Consider the following 17,312-nt stretch of genomic DNA (forward strand, 5'->3'; position numbering starts at 1 on the left):
TCTCCGGATGGCGCTGCGGCATATGGTGGACGCCATGACAGACCAGGCCCCCGCCCCGGAATTGGAAATTCCGGGCGAAAACGCGGGTGATCTCCCCGGGAAACCCACCTCCGCGTCCCGTACCACCCTCAGCCACATCATGACGCACAACGACACCAACCTGCTGGGCACGGTGCACGGTGGTGTGATCATGAAACTCGTGGACGACGCGGCGGGCGCCGTGGCCGGCCGGCACTCCGGAGGCCCGGCCGTCACCGCGTCGATGGACGAGATGGCGTTCTTGGAGCCGGTCAGGGTCGGCGACCTGGTCCATGTGAAGGCCCAGGTCAACTGGACGGGCCGCACCTCCATGGAAGTCGGTGTACGGGTCCTGGCCGAGCGCTGGAACGAGTCGACGCCACCCACCCAGGTCGGCTCCGCGTACCTCGTTTTCGCCGCAGTCGACGCCGACGGCAAGCCCCGGCCGGTGCCGCCGGTCATCCCGGAGACGGAGCGCGACAAGCGCCGCTGCCAGGAGGCGCAGATCCGCCGCACCCACCGCCTGGCCCGCCGCCGCGAGATCATGGAACTTCGGGAGAAGAGGGCGGCGGAGGGTTTCGAGGACTGAGGAGGTACGGGCGAGGGGGCCAAGGCCATGAGCGCAGACGGCCCCGGAAGAAGCTCACGGACACACGACCTGGTCCCCGGTGACCACCTCCTCCGGCTTCTGCGGCTCCGCCGTCCTCACCCGCTGCACCTCCTTGAAGTCCGTGCCCGCGATCACCTTCAGCGTCGGCCCCTGCCCCTGTGTCGCGCGCAGCTCGCTGCCCGGCAGGGCCGCCGCCAGGGCCTTCGCGGAGCGGTCCCAGCGCGGGTCGTAGAGGACGACCGTGCGCCTGACCGCACGGTCCGGCGCGTTCGCCGGCTGTCGTGTCGTGCGGAACCCGGCGGCAGCGAGGCCGTCGTCCACGCGCTTGCCGAGCCCCTCCGCGCCCGTCCCGTTCTCGACCTGCACCTGGATCTGCTGCGGTGGCACCTCCAGGTTCACCGCGGACGGGACCTTCGCCTTCGGCCGGGAAGGGGTGAGCGGCTTGTCGTCGCGCAGCGATGCGAACAGCGCCCGCGCTTTCGCGTCGTCCCACTTCACCGTCGAGCCGAGGCCCTTGACCTGGAAGGTCATCTCGCCGATCGGCACGGTCGTGAACTCCGACGAGCGTGGTGAGAAGTTCCGCATCGCCCGGCCGAGGTCGAGCAGCTCGTCCGTCCCGAAGCCCCCGTCCGCCCGCACCGAGCCCAGTACGGCCCGCGTCACGTCCCGGAGCTTCATCGGGTTCAGCAGTACGCCCGACGAGGTCGCCCGGTCGATCATCGCCGCCAGGAACTTCTGCTGGCGCTGCATCCGGCCCAGGTCGGAAGCTCCGTCGACATGCCGGGACCGCACGTACTGCAGCGCCTGCCCGCCGCCCAGCACATGCGTGCCCGCGGACAGGTCCAGTCCGGTGTAGCGGTCCTTCAGCGGCTGCGCGGTGCAGACCCGGACACCGCCGAGCACGTCCACCGTCTTCATGAAGCTGATGAAATCGATCTCCATGTAGTGATCGATCTTGAGGTGTGTCATGTCCTCGACCGTGCGCACGGTCATATTCGGGCCACCCTCCGCGTAGGCCGCGTTCAGCCGGATCGGGTGGGGTGCGTGCTGCGCCCGGGTCGTCGGGTCGGTGTACGCCGGAAGCCGCGCGTACGAGTCGCGCGGCAGGCTGACCACGGTCGCCCGCTCCCGGTCAGCCGAAATGTGCACGATCATGATCGTGTCGGTGCAGTGGCACGGGGCCCCGCCCAGACGGTACGCCCGCCGCTCCTTCTCCGTGATCCTGTCCCGGCCGTCGGTGCCGACCAGCAGGACGTTCATGCCGTGACCCCCCGCGGGCCGGTTCTTCATGTCCTTGAAGGGGTCGACGCGGGAGATGCCCTCGTCGAGACCGGTCAGTACCGCGTGCCCGATGCCCGCCGCGAAGAGGACCCCCACGGACAGCATCGTGGCCAGCCGCGTGGCCCAGCCTGGCTTCTTCCGCCGGACGGGCGGCCGCCGGGCGGGAGACCGGCGGGCCGACTGACGGCGCGCGGGCGAGCGGGTCTGCGTGGGCACAGGGGAGACCTCCGCGGGACTGGGCGTGGGATCCCTGAGCACGGTAGGCCGATACGATCTGCGGCCCCGGGCGGCGCCCGGGCGGCGCGCACCCGTGTCCCTCGTTCGCGGTAACGTGATCCCCCTATGAACGCCAAGCCCGACGTGCAGTTCCCCGCCGTGTCCGTGATCATGCCCGTCCTGAACGAGGAGCGGCATCTGCGCGGAGCCGTCCAAGCGATCCTCTCCCAGGAGTACGGCGGCGAGATGGAGGTCGTGATCGCCCTCGGTCCGTCCACGGACCGCACGGACGAGATCGCCGCCGAGTTGGTGCGCGAACACCCGCGCGTGCACACGGTCCCGAACCCGACCGGCCGTACGCCCGCCGCGCTGAACGCCGCGATCAAGGCCTCCCGCCACCCGATCGTGGTCCGCGTCGACGGCCATGGCATGCTCTCGCCGAACTACATCGCGACCGCCGTACGCCTCCTGGCGGACACCGGCGCGCAGAACGTCGGCGGCATCATGCACGCCGAGGGTGAGAACGACTGGGAGCGCGCGGTCGCCGCCGCGATGACCTCGAAGATAGGCGTCGGGAACGCCGCCTTCCACACGGGCGGCCAGGCCGGCCCCGCGGAGACGGTCTATCTCGGTGTCTTCCGGCGCGAGGCCCTGGAGCAGCAGGGTGGCTACAACGAGGAGTTCATCCGCGCCCAGGACTGGGAGCTCAACTTCCGCATCCGGGAGGCGGGCGGCCTCATCTGGTTCTCGCCGGAGCTGAAGGTGTCGTACCGCCCCAGGCCCTCGGTGCGGGCCCTCGCCAAGCAGTACAAGGACTACGGGCGTTGGCGGCACGTCGTCGCCCGCTACCACGAGGGCTCGATCAACCTGCGCTACCTCGCCCCGCCGGCCGCGGTCTGCGCGCTGGCGGCGGGCGTCGTGGCGGGCGCCGTGCTGACCCCGTGGGGTTTCGTGATCCCCGGCGGCTATCTCGCGGCGATCGTCCTCGGCTCCGTCCCGGCGGGCAGGGGCCTGCCGCTGAAGGCGCGCCTGCAGATCCCCGTCGCCCTCGCCACCATGCACTTGTCCTGGGGCTGGGGCTTCCTCACCAGCCCTAAGGCGCTGGCGAGGAAGGTCATCGCGTCGCGGCGGCCGGCGGTCGTCGCCTCCGACTGAGCGCCCGCGCACCTCGGTCGGGGCCCTCTCCGGGCGGAGAGGGCCCCGATTCGCGTGGTCACCAGGTGTAGTTCGGGTCCACCTTCATGCACTGCTTGGTCGCGCCGTTGAGGATGTTCGCGGACGTCGGGGTCTTGTTGTCCTCCTTCGGCGCCTTGTACGTGGTGCCCGACCGCCAGTCGGAGCCCACGACGAGGGTGACGCCGGAGACGTCCGTCGACTTCTCCACCGAACTCGTCGGCAGACCCAGGACCTTGGCGACCCGCTGGGCGTCGCCCTTGAGGTCCGCGCTCGGATAGCGGATCACCGTCTTGTCCTCGGAGAGCACCACCGAGGAGTCGGCCTTCGCCTCGGTGACGCCCTTGCCGACGAGGAGCTGGGCCACCGTGCCCGCTCGTCCGCTCACCGGGGCAAGCGCGGAGGTGCGGGTGCCGTTCTGCACCTGCACGGCGATCTTGTCGTCGCTGTCCGTCGGGGCCACCGTCGCCTCGGTGGTGGTCTTCTTCTTCGTGCCCTTGCCGTCCAGCGAGATGTCCTCGCGCACCAGGCGGAACAGCTTCTCGGCGTCACCCGGCTTGGGCACCACACGGGCTCCTGCGTACACGTACGGCATCGTCGTCATCGTGATGCGGTTCGTGGGCACCTTCTTCAGGTCGGTGCTCAGGTCGTAGAGTGCCGCGACCGAGCCGAGCCCCTTGTCGACGGTGAGTGCCTGGGTGGCCGTCTCGGCGAGCTTGCGCAGTTTGTTCGGGTTGCTCAGCGTGGCGTTCTCCCGCAGCTGGCGGACCATCGCGCTCATGTACTGGTGCTGCGCCTTCGTACGGGCTATGTCGCTGCCGTCCTCGAACCCGTAGCGTGTGCGCAGCCACTGCAGGGCCTGCGTGCCCTTCACGTAGGTGGTGCCCTCCTTCAGCTTCAGGCCCGAGCCGTGGCCGGAGGAGGTGTGCGAGTAGATGTTCTTGTCCACGCACACCGGGACGCCGCCGATGGCGTCGGCCATCGAGACCACGCCCGCGAAGTCGACCATGATGAAGTGGTCGATGTGGATGTCGGTGAGCTTCTCCCAGGTGGCGACCGTGCAGCCGGGTCCGCCGCGGCCCAGTGAGTCGTTCGTCATCGACAGGGACGTCGTCGCCGGGTAGACGTGCCCGCTCTTGGGATCCGTGCACTTGGGGAGCTGCAGCAGCGTGTCGCGCGGCATGCTGACCACCGACATGTTGGTGCGGTCCGCCGAGACGTGCAGCAGCATCTGGACGTCCGCGCGGGGTGCCGACCCGAACGTGTCCTTCGCGCCGCCGAGCTTCTGGTTCTCCTGGGAGTCACGCGCGTCCGACCCGATGAGAAGGATGTTCAGCGGGGTCTGGCCCGCCGCGTTCGGCTTCGACTTGGCCGCCCGGTCCTTCGCGTCGCCGATGTTGAGGTCGTCCTTCTTGAGGTTGTCGTTCAGGTGCTGGTAGTAGAGGTATCCCGCGCCGGCGGTGCCGAGTATGACCACCGCCAGGATGGTCGCGGACCAGCGCAGGACGCGGCGTCTGCGGCGCGGGTGCCCCTCACCACCGCGTCGGCCCCCGCCGCCGTGCCGGCCGCGGCCGCGTGGCTCGGCCGGCGGCCCCCCGTCGCCGTCCTGAACGCCGTCGCCGTCCTGTTCGTACAGACTGTCGTCCCAGCCCAGGTCACCGGCCTGCCGGTCATGTGGTGGCGCCCCCTTTCCACGCACATTGCTCTGCACCAAGTCCCTGCCCTCCCCACCCTGCGCCCGACAAACGGGTCCGTCCCGCGGTCCGGGAGGACGCCTTGTCGCGCCGCCGGTACCTCGGCCTTGCGGCGGGGCGCCCGTCGCGTCCCGCCGAATGTGTCTCGCGTTCAGTAACTAGACGCTTGACGCGCCCGGCGGGATGCATCCCATCGGGCGCGGCTGCGTCCTGTCAGACACGCAACGGACCCGTCAGGTCATCACGTCGAGCAGACTTGCTTGTCCGCGGTGGCCTTGTCGATGTCGTCCGGCGCCTTGGTCGGCGCGGTCAGAGACACCCCGGCCCCCTTGAAGTCCTTGCCGAGGGTCAGCACGACGGCGGGCAGCCCCTGGGCGTTCTTCTCGCTCTGGCCCGGCTTCATCGCCGACGCGGGCAACCCCATGATGTCCGCCAGTTTGCGTGCCTGATCGGCCTGGTCGGGAGAGTACTCAAGGGTCGTCTTGCTCAGTGTTTCGCTCGCGTTGCCGAGTTGGCTGGACTTGGGAACGCCCTGATTGTTCTGCAGCCAGTTAAGAGTCTCCTGGGCGCTGCCGGCCGGGGCGCCGCCGTTGTAGATGTCGACGCGGATGTCGGAGGCGGCCGAGCGGGAGCCCTTGAGACGGGCGGCCACCGCGGTGTTCTCCTGCTTCTGCTTCTGCTTGACCGCGGTCAGCGAGACGTCGTTGCTGATCGTCTGGAACAGCTGCCCGGCCGCCGGCTCCTTGAGGACCACGGTCGCCTTGATCTTCTCGGCGGGGTTGTCGAGCACGGGCACCGTGGTGAAGGAGATGTTCTTCGGCGGCACCTTCTTCAGCTCCAGGGCGACGTCCTTGAGCGTGCTCACCTTGCCGATGCCCTTGTCGACGGTGAGCGCCTTGGTGGCGGCCTCCGCAAGGTCCAGCAGCTTGCTGGGGTTGGTGAGCGTGTCGCCGGAGGTCATCTTGCGGGCCAGGGCGCCGAGGAACTGCTGCTGCACCTTGATCCGGTCCAGGTCGCCCTGGTTGCCGAAGCTGTGCCGGGTGCGCACGAAGGCGAGGGCCTGCTCGCCCTCGATCACCGACTTGCCCTTGGGCAGTTTGAGGTGCGACTCCTTGTCGTTGATCGCCTTGCCCACGCAGACCTCGACGCCGCCCACCGCCGAGGTCAGCGTCTTCACCGCGTTGAAGTCGGCCATCATGAAGTGGTCGGGCGAGATGCCGGTGACTTCCTTGACCGTGCGCATCGTGCAACCCGGGTCGCGGCCGTCCTGTCCGAGGCTCGTGTTGAAGCGGACGTCCTGCGTGCCGGGGATGACCTTGGTGGTGCCGTCGGCCTGTTTCGTGGGGCAGTCCGGGACGTTGACGATGAGGTCGCGCGGGATGCTCAGCGCGGTCGCGTTCGTACGGTCCTTGGACACGTGCAGCAGGATGTTGGTGTCGGCGTGCCCGACGCTGCCCGTGTCACCGTAGCCGGTGTTGCCCTTCCCGGTGCGCTTGTCGGTGCCGATGATCAGGATGTTGAAGGCCTCGTCCTTGCTGAAGCCGTTCTTTGCGGCGCTGCCCACGTCCGTCGTGGTGACGTTGCCCTCGAGGTGCTTGAGGTAGAGATAGCCGGCGCCCGTGACCGCGATCAGGATGAAGGCCATACTGCCGCCGGTCCACAGCAGTATCTTCTTCGCCTTCCCCTTCTTTGGCTTCGTCCGGCCCCGGCGGCGCCCCGGCGGCGGCTCGGGAGGCGCCCCCCGGCGACGGCGAGGCCCCGGGACGGCGTCCGGAACCGGACTCCTGGGTGCGGGCGCGGTGCGCGTGCCCCCCTGTGCATTGCGGGCGGGTGGTGCCCCTGCCCCGCGCCGCGGTCTCGGCACGGCCGACTGCGGTGCGGAAGGGCTCAGTCGCAGTTCGTATTCGCCGGTGCTCGGGTTGAGTACCCACTGGTCTGCGGGGTCGATGTTGTCCGCCCGCCCACGGCCTTGCGCGTCCACGGTTGTCCGAATCCTCCGTCGGGGCCACGCGGCGCCTTCCCCCTCGAGGCGCTCGGGTCTCTTCAGCCAGTGCGCGAACCCAGGACGGACCTTATGGAAGTGGCACCGGGTCGCTCACACTATCCGCCCAGTTCAACGTCAAGCGACGACGGTGACAAATTCCACTCTCCTACAACCGGGCAATCCGCCCTATTTCTCAGAGAGTTCTTAGCTCGGGCGTTCCCCGGCTTGGTGTGCGCTTTACCTGCAGGCGTCCTGCGCGGCGGTGTTGCCGCGGAAAGTGGGCGGGGGTTCGGGGGACCGCACGGGAAGGACCGGGGTGACGGACCGCTTTCCATCGGACTTTCCGTCGCCGTACGACTCCTCGCCGTCACTGCTGCCGGACGTCGTGTCGTGCATTTTTGGTGCCGAATCGTCCGGTACTTCCTTGGTGACCGCGACGGGCCGGTCCATGCGCAGCCGGGTGAAGAGTTTCTCCGCCTCCGCTTCCACGAGTTGGTCGCGATTGGCGTTGTACGGGTACGGGGTGCGCGGTGCCGTCAGAAACTGCACGCGTTCCGTGGGAAGGTTCCGCAGCCCGCGCACTAGTTCGTAGAGCCCGCGCAGGCTCGCCAGAGCCGGGTCCGTGGTGAGGGACGAGGTGGCGGCGTCCAGCACGGGGTACAGCTTCACGGGGTTCAGCAGGACGTGGTCGCTGCGCACCTTGCTGGCCAGCGCGCCGAGGAAGCGCTGCTGGCGCTCCATCCGGTCCGTGTCGCTGCCGTCGCCCAGGCTCTTGCGGGCGCGTACGTAGCCGAGCGCCTGCTCGCCGTTGAGCGTCACCCTGCCCGCGGGCAGCGTGAGCTTGGCGGCCTTGTCGTCGATCGGCTGCTTCAGGCACACCTCGACGCCGTCGAGCGCGTCGACCATCTTCTTGAAGCCGTCGAAGTCGATGACCATGTGGTGGTCGATCCGGATGTCCGTCAGCTTCTCGACGGTACGGATCGTGCAGGCCGAACCTCCGGTCGCGAAGGCGTGGTTGAACATCGTGAACGCCGGCTCGCTGCGGCTGCCGTCCGGGCGGCGGCAGCTCGGCACGTTCACCATCAGGTCGCGGGGGACGGAGACGGCGGTGGCGCTGCGCCGGTTGGCCGCGAGGTGCAGCAGGATCGTGGTGTCCGACCGCTCGGTCCCGGAATCCCGCCCGTAACGGCTGTTGGCGGCGCCCGACCGCGAGTCGGACCCGATGATCAGGATGTTCATCGCCCCGCGCACGAGCGCCGTGGGCCGCTCCTTCTCGTACCGGGCGAGCTCGGAGGCGGCGTCGTTGTCCGCGGTGATGTTCGAGTTCAGCTTCTCGTACGCGGCCCACCCGGCCCCGGCGGCCCCGAACACCAGTACGGCGAGCCCGAGCGTGCAGCGGCGTATCCAGCGCCGGCGCCGGCGACGTACGAGCCCGGGGCCGGTGGGAGTGGCACCGACGACGGGTCCGGGGCGGCGCGGGCCGGCCGCCCCCGGCCGCCATGGGGGGCCTTCGGGTGTCACTGCCGGGTCCACCGCCTTGTGACGTACGAACGTGCAGGGCTCTTACGACCATGGCCCGCGACGAGGCCCGGGGGCGGCTGCTACTAGGCCGAACGGGGGACGGGGCCCTGCCCCGTCAGGGGCAGCACGGGCTGGGCTGTGGCATCGGGCGGCTACGCCGACTGGGCGCGAGCGACCGTGGACCGCCCGCGGCACACGGACAGCCCCCCGATGCCCGGTGTGCTCAGCGCGCCGTGGCCGACACCCTCTCGCTCTCGATCCGCTTGGCCAGCGCATCCTCACCGAGCCGTTCCAGGCGCCGGCACAGAACCACCGAGCCCCCCGTGGCCAGAGGTGCGTACAACCCGGCGCTCAGCCCTTCCCAGGTGTCGTACGGCAGCCCCGACAGCAGACGTGAGCCGGGCCCCGTCAGGCCGAGGACGGGCGCGTCGGCACGGGCCCGGTCCACCACCTCCGCGCCCGTGTACTCCGCCCCGGCGACGATCAGCGCCGACTCCTCCGGGTCGACCGGCGCGTACGGCTGGAAGCGGTCGCCCTGGCTCGGCACCTCGACCGCGTAGTCGACGAAGCCGTCCGGGGTCTGCGGGAAGCGGCCGCCGAGGGGGCGCAGAGCGAGGGCGACGCGCTCCCCGGAGCAGGCGCGCGCAGCCTCCAGCGTGTCAGGTCCGCTGACGACGACGTCCGCGGCGCCGGCATCGCCGCCGACGTCCGCGACGACGCCCACGGAGGCGCACGCGAGCAGCCACACCGCCGTCTGCCAGTGTGCGGGCAGCAGCAGCGCGACCCGGTCGCCGGGCTCGGCGGCGAGGTCACCTTGGAGGAGGTTGGCGGTCTTGGCCACCCAATTGGCGAAGGTGGCCACGGAGAGTTCGACGCGTTCGCCCGTGGCGTCGTCGTAGAAGGTCACCAGGGGGCGTGCGGGGTCCGCGGCGAGCGCGGATCGCAGCAGGTCGGCAGGGGTGCGGTCGGTGGCGTTCACGCGCGCAAGGGTACGCGGGGGCGGTCGCGGGGGCGCGGCGGCGGGCGAGTGAACGGGCCACCGGTTCGGCCGAGCTCAGCCGACGGGCCGTCAATTCCTAGATGGACATATATGTCTGACTATGTCCAAGATCAGCAGCATGCGTGGATACCTTGCTTCCTCGATCGGCGTCACATGCGCCGCGGTACTCACCCTGTCCTTCGTCCTCCCGGCCGCGGCGGCCGGACCGGGCGTGCGGGGTCCGTCCGCCGTGACGGCCGCGCCGGGCTCGGCGGCGCACATGGGGAGTGCGTCGGCCGCCGGACCTCTCGCCGGGGCGGACGTCCCCGGCGACACCCAATCCCTCCCTCTCGTGCCCCTCGACCCGGACCGCGCCGCCGGTGCGGCGCCCGAAGTGGGGCTGGAGCCGCAGACCGTACGGTCCTTCTCGCTCATCGGTGTCGTCTGGGACGACGTGGGCACCGAACTGCACGGCCGTGTCCAGATCCGTACCCGTGCGAGCGGCACGGACCGGTGGTCGGACTGGCAGGAACTCGAGACGCACAACCACGGCCACGGCCCCGACCCGGAGAGCGCGGAGGGCTTCTCGAACCGGATGCGCGGATCGACCGCGCCCCTGTGGGTCGGTGACTCGGACGGCGTGGAGGTGCGGGTGCGCGCGGAGGCGGACCAGACCGGCGGGACCCGTGCGCCCACACTCCCCGACGGTCTGCGGGTCGAACTGGTCGACCCCGGCGCGGAGTCACTGGCGGGCGCCCCCGCGTCGTCCTGGCACGCCGCCGGGATGCAGCCACCGGACGGGGTCGCGTCCGGCCAAGAGACCGGCGCGGAGTCCGCCGCGTCCGCCGTCAATGTCGGCCTCGCGCCCCTGGATGCCCTCGCGCCCCCGAATGCCGTGGAGATTCCGGCGCTGTCGAAGGAGGCGACGAGGGAAGCGGTCGGCAAGCAGAGGGAAGAAGCACTCGGCGGGCTCCAGGCCGGCGCACGCGCGGAACCGTACATCGGGCCGCGCCCGCGCATCATCACGCGCAGCGGCTGGGGCGCCGACGAGAGCCTGCGTGAGCCGGGCTTCATCTACACGGCGAGTGTGAAGGTGGCCTTCGTGCACCACACGGCGTCGGGCAACAACTACACCTGCTCGCAAGCCCCTTCCGTCATCCGCAGTATCTACCGCTACCACGTGGTGAGCAGCGGCTGGCGGGACATCGGCTACAACTTCCTCGTCGACAAGTGCGGAAACATCTACGAAGGCCGTGCGGGCGGCGTGGACAAGCCCGTGATGGGCGCTCACACCCTCGGGTTCAACAGCAACAGCATGGGGATCGCCGTCCTCGGCACCTACACCGGTTCCATTCCGTCGGCCGCCGCGGTGAACGCCGTCGCCGGTCTCACCGCGTGGAAACTCGGTCTCTACGGCATGGACCCGCGTGGCACGACATACCTGGTGTCCGGTGGTGGCAATCTCTACCCAAAGGGTGAGAACGCACAACTGAATGTGATCTCCGGCCATCGCGACGGGTTCGCCACGGAGTGCCCGGGAAGGCTGCTCTACGGCAAGCTCGACTCGGCCCGCGCCACCGCGGCCCGCTTGCAGGGTCGCTGAGTTCGGGGCCGTCGTACGAAGTGGCACGAAGACACAGGAAGTCGTACCGACCACCCCGCACGACGTCGTACGGTGTTCGGCACTCCACCGCACGACGGCCCGCACTACGCCGTACGAGTTCTTCCGCGCAAAGGTGTGCGGGGGCGATCCCCACACAGCCATCGAAGGACACCCCACTGTCGTCGAAGGCGCCTCTAACGGTCCTCATAACGCCTTTAGCGGTCCTCATAACACGGTCTGCATACACTGGCCGGCCGATGAACAGTTCGGCCGGTCCCGGCAGGAAGCAGAGACGACAGGTGACAGAAGCGATCCTCCTGGTCGGCGGCAGGGGCACCCGGCTGCGCCCGCTCACGGTGCACACCCCGAAGCCGATGGTTCCGGCGGCCGGAGTCCCCTTCCTCACGCACCAGCTGGCGCGGGCGAGAGCGGCGGGCGTGGAGCACATCGTGCTCGCCACGTCCTACCTGGCCGAGGTCTTCGCGCCGTATTTCGGCGACGGCTCGGCCCTCGGCCTGCGGCTCGAGTACGTCACGGAGGAGGAGCCCCTCGGCACGGGGGGTGCCATCCGCAACGTGGCGAGCCGCCTCCACTCGGGCCCCGACGACCCGGTTCTGATCTTCAACGGTGACATCCTCACGGGCCTGGACATCCGTGCCCTGGTCAGCACCCACCGAACGACGGGCGCGGATGTCTCGCTCCACCTCACGAAGGTGACGGACCCGAGGGCCTACGGTCTGGTGCCCACGGACGAGACGGGCCGGGTGACGGCGTTCCTGGAGAAGCCGCAGACCCCCGAGGAGATCGTCACCGACCAGATCAACGCCGGGGCGTACGTCTTCCGTCGCTCGGTGATCGACACCATCCCGGTGGGGCGTCCGGTCTCGGTCGAGCGGGAGACCTTCCCCGACCTGCTGGCCGCTGGCGCGCATCTGCAGGGCATGGTGGACTCGACCTACTGGCTGGACCTGGGCACGCCGGCGGCGTTCGTGCGTGGCTCGGCGGACCTGGTCCTCGGACGTGCCCCGTCCCCCGCGGTGCCCGGCCGCTGCGGCGACCGCCTGATCCTGCCGACGGCGTCGGTCGCCACGGACGCGAAGCTGACGGGCGGCACGGTGGTCGGCGAGGGGGCCTTCGTCGGCGAGGGCGCCCGGATCTCCGGCAGCACGCTGCTCTCGGGCGCGGTCGTGGAACCGGGCGCTGTCATCACGGACTCGCTGATCGGTGTCCGCTCCCGCATCGGCGAACGCTCGATTCTCACGGGCGCGGTCGTCGGCGACGGCGCGGTGGTCGGCGCCGACAACGAACTCCGCGACGGAGTGCGGGTGTGGTGCGACGCGAGGATTCCGGCGGGCGCGGTGCGCTTCTCCTCGGACCAGTAGGGCGCGATTCGGCGGAGCTCGGCTCGGGCCTCAACGCCGGGTGCTCTCCCCAAGAGGCACCCGGCGCATTCTTTTACAACCGGCCGATGTCCCCGCGCCGCATCCGCGGAGCGCGCCGTGGCGGTGCGGAACCGCTCAGGAGGATCAGCCGTGCCGCCCGGTGCCGTTGCCCCGCATACGGTTCCAGCAGCGACAGCATCGCCTCGTCGTCGGTATTCCGGTCTCCGGCCAGCGCGTACCCCACGATCCCCGGCAGATGCAGATCGCCCACGGTCACCGAATCCGCCGCCCCATGACTGCGCTGCACGGTCTCCGCCGAGGTCCACGGCCCGATGCCCGGCACCACTTCCAGTCGCGCCTGCGCCGCCTGCGGCTCCATCCCCGTCGCCTGCTCCAGCCGCGCGGCGACCCGCACCGCCCGCAGGATCGTCGACGCCCGCTTGTCGTCCACCCCGGCCCGGTGCCACTCCCACGAGGGAATCAGCGACCACGTCCGCGGCCCCGGCATCACATGCATCCGACCCGGTGCGGGTCCCGGCGCCGGCTCTCCGAACCTCCGTACGAGCAGCCGCCACGCCCGATACGCCTCGTCCGTCGTGACCTTCTGCTCCAGGATCGACGGGATCAGCGACTCCAGCACGAGACCCGTCCGCGTCAGCCGCAGCCCCGGACGCCTGCGCCACGCCAGCGCGACCAGCCGGTGCCGCGGCTCGAACGCGTCGGGATCGTCCAACGCGCCCAGCATCTCGGGCAGTTGTTCCAGCAGCCACCCGGCCCCCGGGCCCCAGGCCTCCGCCTCGGCGGCATCGCCCCGCAGCGCGACCCGCAGGGTGCCCGGCCCCGTCGGCGTACGACTGGCCCGCCACACCGACCCGTCCGGCGTCGCACGGAACGTGGGGTCCGCGGGGCCCCGGCGCAGCGGCCCGAGCACCAGCCCGAGGTCCAGCGGCCAGGGCAGGGCCCAGGTCCGCCGCCGTCCCGGCGCCGCGACCTGCCGAGGCACACCCGTGGGCACGACGACATCCCCACCGCGCAGGGTCGTGGAGGTGGGGCGGGGAGGGAAGCGTCCGGCCACGGATGAGGTCCTAGTGATTGTGAGGCTGCCTTATGAGGGTAGGGCCCGCGCGGGCCGCGTGGGGGTGACTGCGCGGACGCCGCGCGCCGCGGCCGGACACGGCGACCCGCGCCCGGCGCTCCGCTCAGCGCACTTCGATGAATGCCTCCGCGTCCCGCTCCGGCCGCGGCTTGGGCTCCCCGGCCGGGTGTCCCACCGCCACGGCGCCCATGGGCTCCCAGTTCTCCGGCAGCCCCAGCACCTCTCGCACGACGTCCCGGCAGAACATCGTCGACGACACCCATGCCGAGCCCAGCCGCTCGCCGGCGAGTGCGACGAGCAGGTTCTGCACGCCCGCCCCCGTGGCGACCACGAACATCTCCCGCTCGGCCGCGTCCCGCCGCTCGTCGCCGTATGTGTGAGACCCGTCCATGACCATGCACGGCACCACGAGGTACGGCGCGTTGCGCAGCACGTCCCCCCGGCGGACACGCTTCGCGATCGACTCCTCGGTCTTCCCGTCCTGCCGCAGATCGGCGATCCACGCGTCCCGCATCGCGTCCACCAGCCGCGTCCGCGACTTCTCGGACTCGAGCAGCACGAACCGCCACGGGGTCGTGTGGTGTGGCGCCGGCGCGGTCACGGCGGCGGCCACCGCGCGTCGTACGGCCCCCGGGTCGACGGGCTCGTCGGTGAACGCCCGCACCGTACGCCGCTGGGTCACCGCCTCCCGAACCGCCTCGGAGGTGCCCAGCCGGAACATGTCGTCGCGCGCGCCGCGCACCATCGCGCGTGCCCCCTCGCCGTCGTCCCCGGCCACCACGTGCGGCAGCCCGCGCAGGACGGCGACGGGCAGACCCGCGGCCTTGCCCTTGACTAGATCGCCGGCGGCGGCCAGTTCGTCGGCGGTGGCGACGACGGTCGCGCTCAGCGGATTGCCGTGCGCGTCCGTACCGCCGCGCAGGTCGTCGAGGACCCGTATGCCCGCGGCGCCGATGGCCACGTCGGTGAGCCCGGTGCGCCACGGTCTGCCGAAGGTGTCCGTCACGACCACGCCGACCTCGACGCCGAGCGTGTCCCGCAGCCCCTCGCGAATCGCCCGCGCGGAGGCGTCGGGGTCCTCTGGCAGCAACAGCACGGTCCCGGCGGGGGTGTTGGAGGCGTCGACCCCGGCAGCGGCCATGATGAGCCCCTGCCGGTTCTCCACGATCCTCAGCGGCCCGCGCCGGGCCACCACGCGCACGGTCTCGGCGTCGATCGCGGTCTCCCGGTCGTCCGCCCGGACCACGCGGCCCTCCGCCTTGGACACGATCTTCGAGGTGACGAGCAGTACGTCCCCGTCGACGAGCCCGGGCTCGCAGGCCGCGATCAGCTTGGCGAGGTCGTCCCCGGGGCGGATCTCGGGGAGCCCGGGCAGGGCCCAGACCCGGTAGCCGGGTGCTTCGCTCAAGACGCCCGCACCTCCTCCGCGAGCGCCAGCGCCTCCCGGGCCATCCGGGCCGTCGCCTCCAGGTCGGTCATCATCAGCGGTACCGCGCGGCAGCGGATGCCCGCAGCCTCCACCCGCTCCACGGCGGCCGCGTCCACCGTGTCCACGAGCCAGCCGTCCAGCAACCCCGAGCCGTAGTGCTCGGCGACCGCCGCGGCCGTCGACTCGACACCGACCGCCGCGAGCACCTTGTCGGCCATCCCGCGCACGGGTGCGTCACCGACGATGGGGGAGAGACCCACCACCGGCACCCCGGCGTCGGCGATCGCCTCCCGGATGCCGGGCACGGCGAGGATCGTGCCGACGGAGACGACGGGGTTGGACGGCGGGAAGAGGACCACGTCCGCCTCGGCGATCGCCTCCAGGACGCCCGGAGCCGGCTTGGCCTGCTCGGCGCCGACCGGCACGACCGCCTCGGCCGGCACGGAGGCCCGCAGCCGCACCCAGTACTCCTGGAAGTGGATCACCTTGCGCTCGCCGTCGCCCGACCCCGCGGCGGAGTCGCTGCCGGGCAGGGTCACGGCGACATGGGTCTCGACACGGTCGTCCGACATGGGGATGAGCCGGACCCCCGGCTTCCAGCGGTCGCACAGTGCCTCCGTGACCGCGCTGAGCGGATAGCCCGCGCTCAGCATCTGCGTCCGCACGATGTGCGTGGCGAAGTCGCGGTCGCCGAGCCCGAACCACTCCGGTCCGACCCCGTACTCCGCGAGTTCCTCCTTGAGGTGGAAGGTCTCGTCGGCCCGGCCCCAGCCCTGCTTCTCGTTGATACCGCCGCCGAGCGTGTACATCACCGTGTCGAGGTCCGGACAGACCTTCAGACCGAAGAGGTGGATGTCGTCCCCGGTGTTGCCGATGACCGTGATGTCCGCGTCGGGCACGGCCCGCTTCAGACCACGCAGAAACCGGGCACCGCCGATGCCGCCTGCCAGAACCACAATGCGCATTGAAACAGTGTGTCAGCCGCCCGGCCGACTCGTTGAGGGGTGGTGGTCGGATGACGGATGGGACTGTCTTGCAGGCGGGTACGACAACGTGTGACCCGGTTGTGGACGGTCCGCCGTCCCGCTCCGAGGCCGTGCCTGTGCCCCGTCCGCGCCGCCGGATGCTGTGGCTCAGGCGCCGACCGTGTCCACCGCTCCGCGGTCGGCCGTGCATGCCTTGACGAGGGTCTCCCCGGTCGAACCGAACTGGGACTGGGGGAGCATGGGCATCTCGGTGAGCCCCGGGAAGTAGACGTGCAGGCTCACGGCCGGCTCCAGCGCGTCGTTCACCACTTCGTGCACATATCCCGGCGCGAACACCCGTTGCGCGCCCGCACCCAGCGCGCGGGTGCCGCGCTCCGTACGCTCGGTCAGTGCGCCGTCCAGGACGGTGAGCACGCCGGACGAGCGCCCGTGGTCGTGCAGCCCGCTGCCCTGCCCGGGCACCCAGGACAGCAGCCACACCTCGTAGCCGGGTCCGGTGAGCAGCCGGTGGTACCAGCGGGAGGTCGCGTCGTACCGCACGAGATGCGCCCACCGGGAGTGGTCGGCGGCGATGGAGCGGGCGAGGCCGGCGAACTCGGCCACGGTGGCCGGGTGCTCGCGCGGCGGCTGGAGCAGGTGCGGTACTTCGAGGATGTCGCCGGCGATCTGGAGGTCGCTGTCGCTGTTCATGGGGTGCGGTGGTTCCTCGCGGGAGAGTGCGGGGGCTGGTATCGCATGTCGTCCGCCCGGGGTCACGGGCGTGGCGCAGGCCCTGGTGCGGGCGGAGGGAACAACAGCCGAGTCAGGTGGACTCAGGCGGCCGGAGCGGTGGGGAAGGCTCAACAGCCGGAACAGCAACAGCTACAGCGAGCGCGGGCAGCACCGTGGGACCCGGCGGTGCGGGTCTGGGTGAGTGCCGAGTTCGCGAGCATGCCCCCTAGGACATCGGTTCACACCTCCGCTGTCAACTTGAGATCCGGTATGTGGGAGCTGTTTCACCTCATCCGGTTCATCTGGCAGCTGAAAGGTTTGTTCAGGTGGAGTCAGGGACACATGGAGCGCACCGCCGGGCGCACGACCGTCGTTGCGATCTCGTGATCCGACTGTGATCCGGTTCGCTTCGCCGTTCGCAGCGGAACGAGATCGAACTGATGGGCGTCCTTCCCTCTGAGGAGTGGGAGGCACACCTAGGTCCCTCTTGAGTGTCAGGGTTTATGTCGATTTGAACACTTTCCGCATAGCCTTGGTTCCGCAGAGTGAATAAGGGGCTCAATAGCAGATCTCGGCTTGACTGGCCCGGATCGGCACACTTGTAATTTCACTCGTGTCGTTCAGCCGAA

The 17,312-nt window shown here is 70.5% G+C and carries 13 protein-coding genes; 4 read left to right on the forward strand and 9 right to left on the reverse strand.

The window, feature by feature from the left end; all coding sequences use genetic code 11:
• Nucleotides 1-34: 34 nt before the first annotated feature.
• Nucleotides 35-607 (forward strand): acyl-CoA thioesterase, encoded by a 573-nt coding sequence (locus ACZ3TS_RS34240; RefSeq protein ID WP_467625666.1) that lies wholly within the window; start codon nucleotides 35-37, stop codon nucleotides 605-607.
• A 54-nt stretch (nucleotides 608-661) separates the two neighbouring features.
• On the opposite strand, the gene ACZ3TS_RS34245 is transcribed toward ACZ3TS_RS34240, so the two are convergent.
• Entirely contained in the window at nucleotides 662-2,125 is a 1,464-nt protein-coding gene (locus ACZ3TS_RS34245) for an LCP family protein (RefSeq protein WP_467625668.1), read from the reverse strand.
• 126 nt (nucleotides 2,126-2,251) lie between these two features.
• Here ACZ3TS_RS34245 and ACZ3TS_RS34250 point away from each other — a divergent pair, with 126 nt between their 5' ends.
• Nucleotides 2,252-3,280 carry a glycosyltransferase family 2 protein gene (locus tag ACZ3TS_RS34250; protein WP_467625669.1) on the forward strand — a complete coding sequence of 343 codons (1,029 nt, stop codon included), beginning with the start codon at nucleotides 2,252-2,254 and terminating at the stop codon, nucleotides 3,278-3,280.
• Nucleotides 3,281-3,338: 58 nt separating this feature from the next.
• On the opposite strand, the gene ACZ3TS_RS34255 is transcribed toward ACZ3TS_RS34250, so the two are convergent.
• The 4 genes from ACZ3TS_RS34255 to ACZ3TS_RS34270 form a co-directional block, all read right to left on the reverse strand.
• Nucleotides 3,339-5,012 carry an LCP family protein gene (locus ACZ3TS_RS34255; protein ID WP_467625671.1) on the reverse strand — a complete coding sequence of 558 codons (1,674 nt, stop codon included), beginning with the start codon at nucleotides 5,010-5,012 and terminating at the stop codon, nucleotides 3,339-3,341.
• Nucleotides 5,013-5,233: 221 nt separating this feature from the next.
• The gene (locus ACZ3TS_RS34260; protein ID WP_467625673.1) at nucleotides 5,234-6,973 is read right to left on the reverse strand and encodes an LCP family protein; all 1,740 of its coding nucleotides are present in this window, start codon (nucleotides 6,971-6,973) and stop codon (nucleotides 5,234-5,236) included.
• 240 nt (nucleotides 6,974-7,213) lie between these two features.
• Nucleotides 7,214-8,497 carry an LCP family protein gene (locus ACZ3TS_RS34265; RefSeq protein WP_467625674.1) on the reverse strand — a complete coding sequence of 428 codons (1,284 nt, stop codon included), beginning with the start codon at nucleotides 8,495-8,497 and terminating at the stop codon, nucleotides 7,214-7,216.
• A 223-nt stretch (nucleotides 8,498-8,720) separates the two neighbouring features.
• The gene (locus ACZ3TS_RS34270) at nucleotides 8,721-9,476 is read right to left on the reverse strand and encodes a TIGR03089 family protein (protein ID WP_467625676.1); all 756 of its coding nucleotides are present in this window, start codon (nucleotides 9,474-9,476) and stop codon (nucleotides 8,721-8,723) included.
• A gap of 139 nt (nucleotides 9,477-9,615) precedes the next feature.
• On the opposite strand from ACZ3TS_RS34270, the gene ACZ3TS_RS34275 reads away from it, so the two are divergent.
• Nucleotides 9,616-11,079, forward strand: coding sequence for a peptidoglycan recognition protein family protein (locus tag ACZ3TS_RS34275; protein WP_467625677.1), 1,464 nt, complete (start codon nucleotides 9,616-9,618; stop codon nucleotides 11,077-11,079).
• A gap of 299 nt (nucleotides 11,080-11,378) precedes the next feature.
• Nucleotides 11,379-12,461, forward strand: a complete 1,083-nt coding sequence (gene manB, locus ACZ3TS_RS34280) for a mannose-1-phosphate guanylyltransferase (RefSeq protein ID WP_467625678.1) — start codon at nucleotides 11,379-11,381, stop codon at nucleotides 12,459-12,461.
• Nucleotides 12,462-12,534: 73 nt separating this feature from the next.
• Here manB and ACZ3TS_RS34285 read toward each other — a convergent pair whose 3' ends face one another.
• The 4 genes from ACZ3TS_RS34285 to ACZ3TS_RS34300 all read right to left on the reverse strand — a co-directional run bounded on the left by ACZ3TS_RS34285 (nucleotide 12,535) and on the right by ACZ3TS_RS34300 (nucleotide 16,662).
• Nucleotides 12,535-13,536 (reverse strand): DNA-3-methyladenine glycosylase family protein, encoded by a 1,002-nt coding sequence (locus ACZ3TS_RS34285; protein ID WP_467625680.1) that lies wholly within the window; start codon nucleotides 13,534-13,536, stop codon nucleotides 12,535-12,537.
• Nucleotides 13,537-13,660: 124 nt separating this feature from the next.
• Nucleotides 13,661-14,965: a coenzyme F420-0:L-glutamate ligase gene (locus ACZ3TS_RS34290; protein ID WP_467625682.1), complete on the reverse strand. Its 1,305-nt coding sequence runs from the start codon at nucleotides 14,963-14,965 to the stop codon at nucleotides 13,661-13,663.
• Nucleotides 14,962-15,951, reverse strand: coding sequence for a 2-phospho-L-lactate transferase (cofD, locus tag ACZ3TS_RS34295; RefSeq protein WP_467625684.1), 990 nt, complete (start codon nucleotides 15,949-15,951; stop codon nucleotides 14,962-14,964). Before cofD ends, ACZ3TS_RS34290 begins: the two co-directional genes overlap by 4 nt.
• A gap of 168 nt (nucleotides 15,952-16,119) precedes the next feature.
• Nucleotides 16,120-16,662 carry a cysteine dioxygenase gene (locus tag ACZ3TS_RS34300; RefSeq protein WP_467625685.1) on the reverse strand — a complete coding sequence of 181 codons (543 nt, stop codon included), beginning with the start codon at nucleotides 16,660-16,662 and terminating at the stop codon, nucleotides 16,120-16,122.
• Nucleotides 16,663-17,312: the final 650 nt, after the last annotated feature.

The sequence above is a fragment of the Streptomyces sp. NPDC022910 genome (assembly GCF_055561075.1).